Raw genomic sequence first — 13615 nt, forward strand, 5'->3', positions numbered from 1 at the left:
ATCATGCACACTGATCACGCAGCCCTTGGTTGGATCATCTTCCGTCGCAAGAAGCATGATCAACCAAGGGCTGCTTCCATGATCAACTGGGGTCGCCACACTAACCGCCGAGGTTAAACAACAAGCTGAGTGCTGGGGGTCAGGAAGTGACGACCTGGCCGTTGTCGACCTTCACCGCGACCGCGGGCAGCGGCGAGCTCGCCGGGCCCTTCTTGACCGCGCCGGTCAGGGCGTCGAACACGGAACCGTGGCAGGGACAGTGCAGTTCGGCGCCCTGCGGCGCCACCGTGCAGCCCTGGTGGGTGCAGATCGCGCTGAACGCGGCGACCGTGGTTTCGGCGGTCCTGGCGACGATGACGTCCTTGCCGTCGGCGGTCTTGGCGGCCTTGGCCTGGCCGACCTGGATGTCGGCCAGCGCGGTCAGCGGCTGGCCGGGGGAGGCGGCCGGGGCGCCGGCCTGGCCGCCCGAAGGCGTGCCGGCGCTGCTGCCACAGGCGGTCAGGGCGACGGCGCCCACGGCGGCTCCGGCGACGGCGGCGCCGGTGGTGAGGACGGTGCGGCGGGAGAGCGGTTCGGCAGTCATGCCTGGATACACGGATGACGGCCCGATCCGGTTCACTCCGCCGGACGGCCGCACCGGATTGAACCTGAACGGGGGGTACCCCGTGTACAAGGGAGTAGGTTTCACCGGCACGGGGAGTGGTCATGATCGCGTGGGTGTTACGGGTGGTGGTGGCCGCCGGGCTGCTGGGTTCGGCCTGGGTGCACTACGTCCTCTGGCGTGACGGCTTCTCCGGCATCTCCGTGGTCGGCCCGCTGTTCCTGGTCAACGCCGTCGCCGGGCTGGTGATCGCGGCCGCGGTGCTGCTGTGGCGCCACTGGCTGCCCGCGCTCGCCGCGCTCGGGTTCGGGGCCGCGACCCTCGGCGCGTACCTGCTTTCGGTGACCGTCGGGTTCTTCGGCGTCCAGGAGCAGTTCGTCACCCAGGCCGAGGTGTGGGGCGTGGTCACCGAGGCGGCGTGCGTGGTCTTCGGTTTCGCCCTGTTGTTCTTCCGTGAACGCAGGCCCACGTGAAGAAGCCGGTCGAAGACCAGCTGATGCAGGCGCTGCACGAGGAACACGCGTCGGCACTCTGGTCGTTCGCCCTGCATCTCACCAGCGGGGACCGGGCGCGGGCGGAGGACGTGGTGCAGGAGACCCTGCTGCGGGCCTGGCGGAACCCGCGGGTGCTCGACCAGTCGACCGGCTCGGCCAGGTCCTGGCTGTTCACCGTGGCCCGCCGGATCGCCATCGACGACTGGCGCTCGGCCTCGTCGCGGTCCGAGGTGGTCACCGACGCGCCCCCGGAGCTCCCGGTGACCGACGGCACCGAACGCGCCGTGCAGGGCTGGGTGGTGGCCGAGGCGCTGGTCGAACTCTCGCTACGCCATCGTGAGGTGCTGCTGCTCTGCTTTTTCCAGGGTTGTTCCGTCGCGGACGCCGCGGCGAAGCTGGGTGTGGCCGAGGGGACGGTCAAGTCACGAACGCACTACGCGCTGCGGGCGTTGCGCCTGGTGCTTGAAGAGAGAGGGGTGACCCAGTGACCGCGCGACCCGAAGACCCGTTCACGAACTACGACGCCGCGTACGTGCTCGGCGCCCTTTCGCCGGACGACCGGCAGCAGTTCGAGCAGCACCTGCCCGACTGCGACCGCTGCGCGGCGTCGGTGCGCGAACTCGCCGGGCTCCCCGGGCTGCTGGCCCAGACGGGCGGGGTGCCCGCGCCTTCGGCGGGCCCGCCGCCCGCGTCGCTGCTGCCTGCCCTGCTGCAGCGCGTGCACCGGCGGCGTCAACGACGGTTCGCGCTCGTCGGCGGCGCGCTGGCCACCGCCGTCGCGGCCTGCGCGGCGCTCGTGGTCGTCCTGGTGACCGGGCCGGACACGGCGCCGGGGACCACGGTGGCCGCCGGGACCTCGATGACCGCGCTGGGCAGCTACCCGGTGCGGGCCGACGCGAGCCTCGGCGAGCAGGTCTGGGGCACGCGGGTGGAGATGTCGTGCAGTTACGGGGGCAACCGGACCGGCGACTACGTCCTGGTCACGGTCGGGCCGGACGGCCGGGTCACCGAGCTCGCCTCCTGGCAGGCGGTGCCCCAGGACACCGCCCGGATCGTCGTCAGCACGCCGCTGCACCGGGGTGACATCCGGGCGCTCGAGATCCGCACCAGGACCGGGATGCCCGTGCTGCGCCTCACCACCTGAGCCCGCCACCCGGTCGGGTGAAAATCGTGCCTGAAGCGCGCGAGCGGTCCGTTCGTGCTGGTCACGGCCTTGCCGGACGACGGTGGCGGCCGGAAGCTGGACGACGTGCACTGGGGAATGTCCGTCCTGCTCATCGCGTCCGGCGTGGCCACCGGCCTCCTGGCGCGGATACCGCTGCGCGCCGCCGTCGCGCCCGTCGCGGCCTGGCCGGTCGCCGTGCTGTCCGCGGCCGCGCTGGCCGTCGTCGCCTCCCGCCTGCAGGCCGGTGGCTGGCCCGCTCGGTGGCTGCCCGTGCCCTGGGTGCTGACCGTTTTCGCCGTGCCGCTCGCGCTGGCGGACCTGCGGCACCGCCGCCTGCCCGACGTGCTGACCCTGCCCGCCTACCCGGCGATCGCCGCCGCGCTGGCGGCCGCCGCCTGGGCCGACACCGCCCTGGGTGTCCGCGCCGCGCTGGGCGTCGTGGTGTTCGGCGTGGCCCACGCCGTGCTCCACCTGTGCTCACCCGCCTCGCTCGGCGCCGGGGACGTGAAGCTGGCCGGAAGCCTGGGCGCGGTGCTGGCCGCCGTGGGCTGGCCCGCCGTGGTGCTCGGCGCGGTCGCCGCGGCGCTGCTCAGCGCGGCGCTGGCGGCGGCCGGAGCGGTGCGGCGGTTCCTGCGCCCGGCCGCTGGGCAGTCCTCGGCCGCGCGCGGGGTGCCGCACGGGCCGGGTCTGCTGGCCGCGACCTGGTTGTTCGCGGTGTTCCCCGCTCCCGGATCGGGGGTGGCGGGGCGCTGGTAGCGGGTCCGCGGAGGAAGGGGAGGGTTGTGCTGACCCGATCGGGGCACCATGACAGGATCTATCGGGTGTTGCGCTGGATCACCGCAGGTGAATCACATGGGCCCGCTCTCGCCGCCGTGCTGGAAGGCATGGTCGCCGGAGTGCGTGTCACGACCGCCGATCTGTCCGAACAGCTGGCTCGCCGCCGTCTCGGCCTCGGCCGCAGTCCCCGGATGGGCTTCGAGACCGACCACGTCGAGTTCGTCGGCGGCGTGCGGCACGGGCTCACCCAGGGCGGCCCGGTCGCGGTGCAGATCCAGAACGCCGAGTGGCCGAAGTGGGAGCAGGTCATGGCTGCCGACCCGGTGGACCCCGAGGTCCTCGCCGGGCTCGCCCGCAACGAGCCGCTCACCCGGCCCCGGCCCGGCCACGCCGACCTGCCGGGCATGCAGAAGTACGGCTTCGAAGAGGCCCGTCCCGTGCTGGAGCGGGCGAGCGCCAGGGAGACGGCGTCGCGCACGGCGCTGGGCACGGTCGCGCGGGCGTACCTGCGGCAGCTGCTCGGGGTCGAGATCCTCAGCCACGTCGTGTCCATCGGCGGCGCGGAGGCCCCCGAGGGCCCGCTGCCGCTGCCGGGTGACCTCGAAGCCGTCGACGCCAGCCCGGTCCGCGCATTCTCCCAGGCCGGGACGGACGCGATGGTCGCCGAGGTCGACGCCGTCCGCAAGGCGGGCGACACCGTCGGCGGCGTGATCGAGGTGCTCGCGTACGGCCTGCCGCCGGGCCTCGGCTCGCACGTCCACTGGGACCGCAGGCTCGACGCCCGCCTCGCCGGCGCGCTCATGGGCGTCCAGGCGATGAAGGGGGTCGAGATCGGTGACGGCTTCACCACCGCCCGCCGCTGGGGCAGCCAGGCCCACGACGAGATCGACCCCGGCACTGGGCCGGTCGGGGTGACCCGCAGGTCCAACCGCGCCGGCGGGCTCGAAGGCGGCATCACCAACGGCGAGCCGCTGCGCGTCCGGGTGGCCATGAAGCCGATTTCCACCGTCCCGAAGGCACTGGCCACTGTGGACGTCACGACCGGCGAGCCCGCGGTCGCCATCCACCAGCGTTCCGACGTCTGCGCCGTGCCGCGCGCCGGTGTCGTGCTGGAGTCGGTGGTCGCGCTGGTGCTGGCCGACGCCGCGCTGGAGAAGTTCGGCGGCGACTCGCTCGTCGAGAGCAAGCGCAACGCCGATGGCTACCTGAAGGCGCTAGAGGAGCGCTGGTGAGCCCGCGGGCGGTCATCGTCGGCCCGCCGGGCTCCGGCAAGAGCACCGTGGGCCCGTTGCTCGCTGCCGAGCTCGGGGTGGCGTTCCGGGACAGCGACGACGACATCGTCGCCATCGCGGGCAAGGCGATCACCGACATTTTCACCGAGGACGGCGAGCCCGCGTTCCGCGCGCTCGAAGAGCAGGCCATCGCGCTGGCGCTGGCCGAGCACGAAGGCATCCTCTCGCTCGGTGGCGGTGCGCCGCTCGCCGAGGCCACGCGGGCCAGGCTCGCCGCGCACACGGTGCTGTTCCTCAACGTCGGGATGGCCGAAGGGGTGCAGCGCAGCGGCCTGTCCTCGGCGCGCCCGCTGCTCGCCGGGGTCAACCCGCGGGCGACGTACAAGGGCCTGCTCGACGCCCGGCTCCCGGTCTACCGGCAGGTGGCCACCATCGAGATCGCCACCGACAAGCGGACCCCCGCGCAGGTGGTGGCGCTGGCCGCCGCCGAGCTGGCCGAGCGGTCCGCGACAGGCCCCGCGTGACCCGCGTCGCGCTGGTGACGATGTTGGCCGCTGTCGTGCTCGGCTCGGCCGCGTGCGCGCAGGAGAGCAACCCGCCGGGCAGTGACGTCGTCGAAACCACCGACACCACCATCGCGTCCGCACCCGGCACGAGCGCCGTCGACGACGAGATCGTCAGGGCGGACGTGAAGATCACCCAGTGCGTCGCCGGCGCTTACACGCCGACGGTCGGGCTCGAGGTCGTCAACAGCGCGCTGGCCGCCCAGGGGTACGCGGTGACGGTGCGGATCAAGGACGCGACCGGCAAGGACGCCGGTGAAGCGGTGTTCGCGAAGAACCGCATGGACCCCGGCGAGCGGGTCACCGAAGACATTCCCGGCGACACCCCGGTGCAGGGCAAGATCACCTGCGCGGTCGCCACGGCGAAGCGGCTGCCGCCGAAATAGCCGAGCGGCCCAGAAGCAGCGAGGAGCACGATGTCCGACCCGGTCCGTATCCCGGTCAAGACCGCACGGCCCTACGAGGTGGTGATCGGCCGCGGCCTGCTCGGTGACCTGACCGCGCGGCTCGCCGACGCCTCCAAGATCGCGCTGGTGCACCCGCCCACGCTCACCGCGACGGCCGAGGCCATCCGCGACGAGCTGGTCGCCGCCGGGCTCGACGCGCACCGCGTGGAGATCCCCGACGCCGAGGACGGCAAGGCACTGTCGGTCGCGAGCTTCTGCTGGGAGGTCCTCGGCCGCATCGGCCTCGACCGCCAGGGCGTGGTCGTCGGGCTGGGCGGCGGTGCGGTGACCGACCTCGCCGGGTTCGTCGCCGCCACCTGGATGCGCGGCGTGCGGCTGGTCAACGTGCCCACCACGCTGCTCGGCATGGTCGACGCGGCCGTCGGCGGCAAGACCGGCATCAACACCGAGGCCGGGAAGAACCTGGTCGGCGTGTTCCACGAGCCGAGCGCGGTCTTCGTCGACCTTGCCACACTGGAGACGCTGCCCCCGAACGAACTCGTGGCCGGGATGGCCGAGGTGGTCAAGACGGGGTTCATCGCCGATCCCCGCATCCTCGAGCTGATCGAGGCCGACCCCGCCGCCGCGCTCGACACCCAGGGCGAGGTCCTCGCGGAGCTGGTCCGCCGCTCGATCCAGGTCAAGGCTGACGTGGTCACCGCCGACCTGCGCGAGTCGGACCTGCGCGAGATCCTCAACTACGGCCACACCCTCGCCCACGCCATCGAGCGCCGCGAGCGCTACCGCTGGCGCCACGGCGCGGCGGTGAGCGTCGGCCTGGTGTTCGCCGCGGAGCTCGCCCGCCTGGCCGGTCGCCTCGACGACGCCACGGCCGAGCGGCACGCGTCGGTGCTCCGCCTGCTCGGGCTGCCCACCACCTACGACGCGGACGCGCTCCCGCAGCTGCTGGAGAGCATGAAGGGCGACAAGAAGACCCGCTCCGGCGTGCTGCGCTTCGTCGTCCTCGACGCGCTGGCCAAGCCCGGCAGGCTGGAGGGCCCGGACCCGGTGCTGCTGGCCGCCGCGTACTCGGCGATCGCGGCCGAGGCCCCCAAGCCTGGCGGGAGCATCCTGCTGTAAAGGTCCCGTCGCGGGCTGGTCACCTCACCCGTTCGCGGCCTGCGCGGTGGTCTTCCGGTGGTCGAAATCCGGGTAGAACCTGCGCAGCAGGTCGAGCGTATCGGTGAAGCCGAGCTGGCCGGAGGTGCGGTTTTCGCCAAGGTAGGAATAGGTCAGCCGAGAACCCAGCACGGGGAAGAAGACCCGGGAAACGGTCCCGGTCGCGCCCATCGCGATGACGATCAGGTCGGCCTGGTCGCCGGTCTCGAGCAGAAGCGAAGCGAGTCGCTTCACGTCTTGGCCCGAGTTCGCCATCGTGGACACCTTGACGATGTCGGCGCCGGCTTCCTTCGCGTCCCTGACCACGGCCTTGAGGTCGGCGAGGGCTGGCGTGTGGTCGAAGTCGTGGTACGACACGATCGTCACCGCGTCGTGCTCCCGGCCCAGCGCGACCACGTCCGCCAGGATGTCCTGTGAGGACAGTTCGATGTCGACCGCGTCGGCCAGCGGGGCGACCGCGCGGAACAGTTCCAGCCGCTCCGCCCCTGTCCCGTGCCACCCGCCGCCCTCGTGCGCGGCGCGGACGGTGACCAGCACCGGCAGCTCGCCGAACGCGCGAACCTGGGCCACGACGTGCTCGGCGTCGGTCCGGACGAACTGGTCGACACGCAGTTCGGCGACGTCGACACCCAGCGCCCGCGCTTCGGCGGCCGCGCGCTCGCTGTCCTGGTCGCCGAAGCTGACAGCGACGAGCGGACCATCGCCGCGAAGCAGTGCGCGAACGGAATTCATTCTCGGGTGTCCTTCGATTCGATTGTTTCGCGGCCTTCCCCAGTTTCCCAGCTCCCAGTTTACCAGCCGCCAGTGCGGCGCCGACAAAAGACGAATCCGGCGGGGTTGCCGCACACTGATTTGGCGCGAGTACTGGAGATGCGCCGCCACCGGGTTTCCGGGAAACCGTTCATGAATTCCCGCGGACAACGGCCGGGATCGCAGATCTGCCCCGCGACGGCGCACTATCCGGTAAGTTGTCCGATCGTGATCGACATCCGTCACCGGCGTACCGGTTTCCCCCGCTCATGACCGTTCCCGGGCTGCGCACCGCTCGGCTGCGGTTGCGCGCGCTCACCGAGGCGGACACCGACGTGATCGTAAAGGTCTTCGGCTCCCCGGGCAGAGCCGCTACCTGGCGGCCGACTGGACCGATCCCGCGCAGGTCCGCGCGATGATGGACCGGCGGCTGGCCTACGACGGCCCTTCGGGCATGGGGCACTGGGCGATCGAGGTGGCGCAGGCTGTCGAGACGGACGCCGACGGTGTCGGGCTCGGCTCGTCGCGGCCCGCTCCCGAAGTGATCGGCATCGCGCACCTGAGGCCGTCAGTGGAGCTGCCCGGCGGGGTGGCCGAGATCGGTTACTACGTCGATCCGGCCTGCGGTGGGCTCGGGTACGCGACCGAAGCGGCGTCGGCGGTGCTCGCGCACGGGCTGACCACGCTCGGCCTGCCCGCGGTCTGGGCCTTGGTGCACGAGTCCAATGTGGCCAGTCTGAAAGTATTGGAGCGACTGGGTTTCCTCGACATGGGTGGCGGTGTCCACTATGGAGACACGCACCGCGTGCTGGTCGCGCTGCCGACCACGCACGGGCGGCCCCACCACCTCGAGCTGTGGGTGCCGGACCTGGCAAGGGCGGAGCGGAGCTGGGGCTGGCTGCTGGGCGAGCTGGGCTGGCGCGAGCACCAGCGCTGGCCCGCCGGGGTCAGCTGGAAGTCCGGCCCGGCCTACCTGGTCGTCGAGCAGTCGCCCGCGCTCAGCGCGGGCGCGCACGAGCGGAACCGGCCGGGGCTCAACCACCTCGCCCTGCACGTCGACACGCGCGCCAGGGTGGACGCGCTGCAGGGCAGTGCCCCGCGCCACGGCTGGCAGCCGCTGTTCGAGGATCGCTACCCGTATGCGGGCGGCGCCCGGCACGACGCGGCGTATTGGGAGAACTCCGACGGCTTCGAGGTCGAGCTCGTCGCCCTCGAAGGCCCACCGATCGAGGACGGCGTCACCCGACCGAGGTAGGTAATCGCTACACTCGGCCATCATGCGTCCGTATCGTCGTGGGGGCCGGCGACCCGCTCGTGTCCTCCTTGCCTCCGCGCTGGCCGTTTTCGTGCTGGCGGGCTGTAGTGACGGTTACGCACAGCCCCAGGCCGAGGGCGCGGGTGACCACCAAAGTGGCATCGGCGGCGAGAAGCCCCCGCCCCCCAAACCGCCCCGGCCCGTCGACGTAGCACTGGGCTCCGGCTCGGCCCGGCAGAGCGGCGGCGTGATCGCCGCTGGCGGCCAGGACGCGGTGTACAACTACGGCCCCTCGGTGATGCTCGACGGGGGCCGGACCCGGATGTGGTGGTGCAGCCAGTACGGCGTCGCCCAGCCCGCGGGCGACGACATCCTCTACGCCCAGTCGCCGTCGCCCGACGGCCCGTTCAGCGCCGCGGGCGCCGTGTTCTCGGGCGCCCCCGGCAACTTCGACGGCATGCACACCTGCGACCCGTCGGTGCTGCGGGTCGGCTCCACCTACTACCTGTACTACACCGGCGCGGCGGGCGACCACGCGCTCGGGAACTCCGTCGGGCTCGCCACCAGCACCGACGGCGAGCACTGGACCAGGGCCGGGAGCGGCGCGCCGATCCTGAACCCGTCGCACGACGTCCACCGGGACAACGTCTATGGCGCGGGCCAGCCGTCCGCGGTGTACCTCGATGGCTGGTTCTACCTGATGTTCACCGACACCACCGGCAAGGCCGCCGGCTGGAACGGCGCCGGGCAGTTCGTGCTCCGTTCTCGCGACCCGGCGTTCGGCTCCGGCGTCGAGGCGGCCGGTGACCACGGCTTCGCCGCGGTGGCGAACACGGCTTCGCCGCGGACCCGTTCGGTGGTGGACGCGTTCAGCTCCGACCTCATGTGGGTCGGCGCGCTGGACGCCTTCGTGATCGCCCACGAGGTCGACGGCGGCACCCAGCTCAGCTTCCGGACCCGCGACTTCACCGCCCAGCCGTACCTGCCCCTGCTGATACCCGGGGTGTGGAAGGAGGGGCCGGGACTGGTGCGCCGGCCGGACGGGCACGCGCCACTCTCCCCGGCCGAGCCGTGCGCCAGGGTGCCGTTCGACGTCGTCCGCTCGACCGCCATCGGCAGCGCGGGCGCCCCGACGGACCTGCGCCGGTTCGGCCTCGACGTCCAGGGCCTGCACGCCTGCGACAGCCAGGACAGCCTGCTGAGCACCCTCGACGGGGTGGCGATGCCGTCGCCGCAGCGGACGATGGACCTGGTGACCGGCGGCAAGCTGCTGCGCGTCGACCGCCGGTCCGTGGCCGCTTCGCTGGCCGGTGAGCTGCTCGGCAAGCGGTTGCCCATGATCGACCGGCTCCCGGTGGCGGCGCGGCTCAGCGCCGCGGCGCGGTTCGTCCGGGCCGACGCCCGCGGTATCGGCGCGCTCATCGACGGCAGGCTGTGGCCGGTGCCGGACGCGTCCGCCGCCGTGCGCAACGATTCGACCGTGGACCTGATCAGCACCCAGCAGTGGGACGCCTATCCGGCAGGGGCGCGCTAGCCGACGCTGGAGTCCAGGTCGGTCTCGGCCTCTTCGGCGGCGGGGGAGCGGCTCACCCGGCTGCCGAAGAACAGTCCGAGTCCCGCCGGGACGAGCACCAGCAGCGCGGAGAACGCGGCGCCGCCGGTCAGGGCCGCGCTGAGCTCGGACGCCCCCGTCTGGTCGACGAAGATCGCGCGCCCGACGACGTAGAGGATCCCGGCCAGCAGCCCGGTGATCAGCGAGGTGATGAACCAGACCTTGCCAGCCTCGGCCAGCCCGAGCCACGCGTCCACCGCGCTCCACAGCGCCGCCGCGCCGACCAGCACGGCCACCCCGATCGAGGTGACCAGTGTCGTGTCCGTCGGGGTGAAGACCTCGAATTCGGCGAGCAGGGTGAGCACCGCGCCGTGCAGCACGGCCATGACGAAGGAACGAATCAGCCAGGCCCGCATGACCCCGATGATAAACCGAACCCGCTGGTCCGGACGTCCGGCCCGCACTTTCCCCCGCCCGGACGCCTAGGCTGGCCGGGTGCCTGAACTCCACGCCCGCCGCCGCGCGGCGCTGCGGACCCTGCTCACCCGCGTCGGGGTCGACGCGCTGCTGCTCACCGACCTGCTCAACATCCGGTACCTGACCGGGTTCACCGGCTCCAACGCCGCCCTGCTGCTGCACACCGGCGGCGAGGAGCGGACGGTGTTCTGCACCGACGGCCGGTACACCGCCCAGTCCGCCGCCGAGGTGCCCGACCTGGAGCGCGTCCTGAACCGCGCCAGCGCCCTCGCGCTGGCGGACAAGGCGGCCGCCCAGGTGGCCGTCCACGGGCGAACGGGGTTCGAGAGCCAGCACGTGAGCGTCGAGCAGCACGAGACGATGAAGGTGCGGTTCGACCGCGTCGAGCTGATCCGCACCCCTGGTCTTGTCGAAGAGCTCCGGCTGGTCAAGGACGAGCACGAGGTCGCCGCGCTGAGCGAGGCCTGCGCCGCGGCCGACCGGGCGCTGGCAGACCTCGTCGCCGCCGGTGGCCTCCGGCCCGGCCGCACCGAGCTCGAAGTGGCCAGGGACCTGGAGAACCGCATGCTCGGGCACGGCTCCACCGGCCCGTCCTTCGACTCGATCGTCGCCGCCGGGGCGAACTCCGCGATCCCGCACCACCAGCCCACCGCGGCGGTGCTGGCGGCCGGGGACTTCGTGAAGCTGGACTTCGGCGCGACCTTCGACGGCTATCACTCCGACATGACCAGGACCTTCGTGCTCGGCGAGCCCGCGGACTGGCAGCGGGAGGTCTACGCGCTGGTCCGCCGCGCGCAGGCGGCCGGTTCGGCGGCGGTGAAACCGGGGGCCGAGGTGGCTGAAGTGGATTCCGCGGCCCGCCGGGTGATCGTCGCCGCGGGCCACGGCGAGGAGTTCGCGCACGGCCTCGGGCACGGCGTCGGGCTGCAGGTGCATGAGGCACCGAGCCTGGCGGCGGCGGGCGTCGGTACACTGACCGCCGGTATGGCGGTCACCGTCGAGCCTGGCGTGTATCTCGCGGGCCGCGGGGGCGTGCGCATAGAGGACACGCTGGTCGTGCGGGACGGTGCGCCCGAACTCCTCACCCAGAGCACCAAGGAACTCGTGGTCGTCTGAGGACGGCCCACCGGACGATCGACACAGGAGACTGCAAGCTCGTGGCCACCACCAACGACCTGAAGAACGGGCTCGTCCTCAACCTCGAGGGCAACCTTTGGACCGTCATCGCCTTCCAGCACGTGAAGCCGGGCAAGGGCGGCGCGTTCGTCCGCACGACGCTGAAGCACGTGATGACCGGGAAGGTCGTCGACAAGACGTTCAACGCGGGCACCAAGGTCGAGACCGCGACCGTCGACCGCCGGAACATGACCTACCTCTACAAGGACGGCCAGGACTTCGTGTTCATGGACGCCGACACGTTCGACCAGATCTCGGTGCTGCCCGAGACCGTCGCCGACAACGCGAACTACCTGCTCGAGAACACCGAGGTCCAGGTCGCGGTGCACGAGGGCGTCCCGCTCTACATCGAGCTCCCGACCTCGGTCGAGATCCTCGTCCAGCACACCGACCCCGGCCTGCAGGGCGACCGCTCGACCGGCGGCACCAAGCCCGCCACGCTGGAGACCGGTGCCGAGATCCAGGTGCCGCTGTTCCTCACCACGGGCGAGAAGATCAAGGTCGACACCCGTGACGGCCGCTACCTGGGCCGCGTCTCCAACTGATGAACTCGCCGGACAAGCTGCCCAAGCACCCCGACCGCGGCGGGCCGATCAGCCGCCGTCAGGCGCGCCGCCGCGCTGTCGAGATGATGTACGAAGCCGCGCAGCGCGGCGCCGACCCGGTCACCCTGCTGGCCGACCGGGTCGGGTCGGTCGAGGTCGACCCGATCGGGGACTACACGATCTCGCTGCTCGAGGGCGTCACCGCCCGCCGGTCGAGCATCGACGAGCTGCTGGCGGAACACTCCCAGGGCTGGACGCTCGACCGCATGCCGCCGGTGGACCTCGCCGTGCTGCGGGTCGGGGTCTACGAGCTGCTCTGGGCGGACGACGTCCCGGATCCGGTCGCCATCGACGAGGCCGTGGGCCTGGCGAAGGAACTGTCCACGGACGACTCGCCGAGGTTCGTCAACGGCGTGCTCGGCCGCATCGGCACCATCGCCGACAGGCTCCGAGCTGTGCTTTAAATCGCGCGACTGGGATCGCGCTGCCAGGGCGCTCCTTCTGCGCGCAAGTCGCGTCATGTTGGAGGGCGCCCTGCCATCGCGATCCCAGGGCCTTCGGCCAAAACGCGCGACTCCAAAAGATCAAGAGACTCGGGTCGCCTCAGCCGTGATCGCCTCAGCCGTGGTCGCCTCAGTTGTGGTCGAGTGTGGCTTTCAGTGGGCCTTTTCGGTCCCCGATCCGAGAAAAGGCCCACTGCGTCATCAATCTTCTTTGGACGGGCGCGCCTCGGGGGGGAGGACGCCCCAGTCGATGAGCTGCTCGGTCAGCTCGCCCGGTGTCATGTCGTAGATGATCGCGAGTGACCGCAGGTCCTCGGTGCGGATCGAGAGCACCTTGCCGTTGTAGTCGCCGCGCTGGCTCTGGATGGTGGCGGCGTAGCGGGCCAGCGGGCCGACCTTCTCCGCCGGGAGCTGCTGCAGGCGCTCCAGGTTTATGACGATCTTCGTGGCGGGTTCGGCACCCGAGGGCACGCGGCCCTCCGGCAGCAGTTCGACCACCGGCACGCCGTAGAAGTCGGCCAGTTCGGCCAGCTTCTGGACGGTGACGGCCCGATCGCCACGCTCGTACGAGCCGACGACGACGGCCTTCCAGCGGCCGCCGGACTTCTGCTCGACCCCGTGCAGGGACAGGCCCTGCTGCTGGCGGATCCCGCGGAGCTTGGCCCCGAGCGCCTTGGCGTAATCGCCCATCTGCTGGTTCTCCGTTTCCTCACCCCCGCCTCGGTCGGGATGACCGGTCCAGGGGACTCTTGAGTCGAATACTCAGAGTAATGGTTACGCATAGTTGTCACCAGGTCAAGCAGAACGTCGATCGAGCTGCGGATATCCCACCGGCGAGACGTGCCACACCACCCGTAAGGCTGAGTGGATGCCCTGCTACTGTCGGTACGATTTCCTGGGCAAGCAGGAGATCGACGTCCTTTAAGGACCCGTCCAGAGAGGCGGGGAAGGAGGTCCGCC

General features: G+C 71.6%; 17 protein-coding genes. 13 read left to right on the forward strand and 4 right to left on the reverse strand.

Going from position 1 to position 13615, the window contains the following annotated elements:
- Positions 1-139 precede the first annotated feature (139 nt).
- Positions 140-583 (reverse strand): QcrA and Rieske domain-containing protein, encoded by a 444-nt coding sequence (locus tag QMK34_RS37620; RefSeq protein ID WP_326419539.1) that lies wholly within the window; start codon positions 581-583, stop codon positions 140-142.
- Between the two features lie 122 nt (positions 584-705).
- Between QMK34_RS37620 and QMK34_RS37625 the strand changes: the two genes are divergently transcribed.
- The 8 genes from QMK34_RS37625 to aroB all read left to right on the forward strand — a co-directional run bounded on the left by QMK34_RS37625 (position 706) and on the right by aroB (position 6358).
- On the forward strand, positions 706-1074 hold the full coding sequence (locus QMK34_RS37625; RefSeq protein ID WP_326419540.1) for a hypothetical protein: 369 nt from the start codon (positions 706-708) through the stop codon (positions 1072-1074).
- 23 nt (positions 1075-1097) lie between these two features.
- Positions 1098-1583 (forward strand): sigma-70 family RNA polymerase sigma factor, encoded by a 486-nt coding sequence (locus QMK34_RS37630; protein ID WP_442785305.1) that lies wholly within the window; start codon positions 1098-1100, stop codon positions 1581-1583.
- A complete protein-coding gene (locus QMK34_RS37635) occupies positions 1580-2239 on the forward strand; it encodes an anti-sigma factor family protein (protein ID WP_326419542.1) in 660 nt (219 codons plus the stop codon). Before QMK34_RS37630 ends, QMK34_RS37635 begins: the two co-directional genes overlap by 4 nt.
- Positions 2240-2356: 117 nt before the next feature.
- Positions 2357-3016, forward strand: a complete 660-nt coding sequence (locus tag QMK34_RS37640; RefSeq protein ID WP_442785306.1) for a prepilin peptidase — start codon at positions 2357-2359, stop codon at positions 3014-3016.
- 65 nt (positions 3017-3081) lie between these two features.
- Positions 3082-4269, forward strand: coding sequence for a chorismate synthase (gene aroC, locus QMK34_RS37645; protein WP_326419567.1), 1188 nt, complete (start codon positions 3082-3084; stop codon positions 4267-4269).
- On the forward strand, positions 4266-4793 hold the full coding sequence (locus QMK34_RS37650; RefSeq protein WP_326419544.1) for a shikimate kinase: 528 nt from the start codon (positions 4266-4268) through the stop codon (positions 4791-4793). The genes aroC and QMK34_RS37650 overlap by 4 nt, the downstream gene beginning before the upstream one ends.
- Positions 4790-5218, forward strand: coding sequence for a hypothetical protein (locus QMK34_RS37655; RefSeq protein ID WP_326419545.1), 429 nt, complete (start codon positions 4790-4792; stop codon positions 5216-5218). Before QMK34_RS37650 ends, QMK34_RS37655 begins: the two co-directional genes overlap by 4 nt.
- Positions 5219-5248: 30 nt before the next feature.
- On the forward strand, positions 5249-6358 hold the full coding sequence (aroB, locus tag QMK34_RS37660; RefSeq protein ID WP_326419546.1) for a 3-dehydroquinate synthase: 1110 nt from the start codon (positions 5249-5251) through the stop codon (positions 6356-6358).
- Between the two features lie 24 nt (positions 6359-6382).
- Here the strand turns inward: aroB and aroD are convergent, their stop codons facing one another.
- Positions 6383-7129, reverse strand: a complete 747-nt coding sequence (aroD, locus tag QMK34_RS37665; protein WP_326419547.1) for a type I 3-dehydroquinate dehydratase — start codon at positions 7127-7129, stop codon at positions 6383-6385.
- A gap of 433 nt (positions 7130-7562) precedes the next feature.
- Here aroD and QMK34_RS37670 point away from each other — a divergent pair, with 433 nt between their 5' ends.
- Both QMK34_RS37670 and QMK34_RS37675 read left to right on the forward strand, forming a co-directional pair.
- A complete protein-coding gene (locus QMK34_RS37670; RefSeq protein WP_326419548.1) occupies positions 7563-8402 on the forward strand; it encodes a GNAT family N-acetyltransferase in 840 nt (279 codons plus the stop codon).
- Positions 8403-8424: 22 nt separating this feature from the next.
- On the forward strand, positions 8425-9936 hold the full coding sequence (locus QMK34_RS37675; protein WP_326419549.1) for a beta-xylosidase: 1512 nt from the start codon (positions 8425-8427) through the stop codon (positions 9934-9936).
- Here QMK34_RS37675 and QMK34_RS37680 read toward each other — a convergent pair.
- Positions 9933-10370, reverse strand: coding sequence for a hypothetical protein (locus QMK34_RS37680; protein WP_442785303.1), 438 nt, complete (start codon positions 10368-10370; stop codon positions 9933-9935). The genes QMK34_RS37675 and QMK34_RS37680 overlap by 4 nt on opposite strands.
- Positions 10371-10449: 79 nt before the next feature.
- Between QMK34_RS37680 and QMK34_RS37685 the strand changes: the two genes are divergently transcribed.
- Genes QMK34_RS37685 through nusB form a run of 3 tightly spaced genes read left to right on the forward strand, consistent with a single transcriptional unit; the run spans position 10450 to position 12616 of the window.
- A complete protein-coding gene (locus QMK34_RS37685) occupies positions 10450-11547 on the forward strand; it encodes a M24 family metallopeptidase (protein WP_326419551.1) in 1098 nt (365 codons plus the stop codon).
- A gap of 41 nt (positions 11548-11588) precedes the next feature.
- Complete coding sequence (gene efp, locus QMK34_RS37690) at positions 11589-12152, forward strand: elongation factor P (RefSeq protein WP_326419552.1); 564 nt, start codon at positions 11589-11591, stop codon at positions 12150-12152.
- Entirely contained in the window at positions 12152-12616 is a 465-nt protein-coding gene (gene nusB, locus QMK34_RS37695) for a transcription antitermination factor NusB (protein ID WP_326419553.1), read from the forward strand. Before efp ends, nusB begins: the two co-directional genes overlap by 1 nt.
- 240 nt (positions 12617-12856) lie before the next feature.
- Here nusB and bldD read toward each other — a convergent pair whose 3' ends face one another.
- Complete coding sequence (gene bldD / locus QMK34_RS37700) at positions 12857-13345, reverse strand: transcriptional regulator BldD (protein WP_003096372.1); 489 nt, start codon at positions 13343-13345, stop codon at positions 12857-12859.
- Positions 13346-13615 lie beyond the last annotated feature (270 nt).

This window comes from Amycolatopsis sp. H20-H5, assembly GCF_035828755.1.
GTDB lineage: Bacteria > Actinomycetota > Actinomycetes > Mycobacteriales > Pseudonocardiaceae > Amycolatopsis.

Bases quoted from the DNA above. Each gene is read 5' to 3' on its own strand.
- QMK34_RS37670 (WP_326419548.1), top strand. From the start codon at position 7,563: ATGATGGACCGGCGGCTGGCCTACGACGGCCCTTCGGGCATGGGGCAC.
- nusB (WP_326419553.1), top strand. From the start codon at position 12,152: ATGAACTCGCCGGACAAGCTGCCCAAGCACCCCGACCGCGGCGGGCCG.
- aroB (WP_326419546.1), top strand. From the start codon at position 5,249: ATGTCCGACCCGGTCCGTATCCCGGTCAAGACCGCACGGCCCTACGAG.
- QMK34_RS37625 (WP_326419540.1), top strand. From the start codon at position 706: ATGATCGCGTGGGTGTTACGGGTGGTGGTGGCCGCCGGGCTGCTGGGT.
- QMK34_RS37675 (WP_326419549.1), top strand. From the start codon at position 8,425: ATGCGTCCGTATCGTCGTGGGGGCCGGCGACCCGCTCGTGTCCTCCTT.
- aroD (WP_326419547.1), bottom strand. From the start codon at position 7,129: ATGAATTCCGTTCGCGCACTGCTTCGCGGCGATGGTCCGCTCGTCGCT.
- QMK34_RS37680 (WP_442785303.1), bottom strand. From the start codon at position 10,370: ATGCGGGCCTGGCTGATTCGTTCCTTCGTCATGGCCGTGCTGCACGGC.
- QMK34_RS37630 (WP_442785305.1), top strand. From the start codon at position 1,098: ATGCAGGCGCTGCACGAGGAACACGCGTCGGCACTCTGGTCGTTCGCC.
- bldD (WP_003096372.1), bottom strand. From the start codon at position 13,345: ATGGGCGATTACGCCAAGGCGCTCGGGGCCAAGCTCCGCGGGATCCGC.
- QMK34_RS37620 (WP_326419539.1), bottom strand. From the start codon at position 583: ATGACTGCCGAACCGCTCTCCCGCCGCACCGTCCTCACCACCGGCGCC.
- QMK34_RS37640 (WP_442785306.1), top strand. From the start codon at position 2,357: ATGTCCGTCCTGCTCATCGCGTCCGGCGTGGCCACCGGCCTCCTGGCG.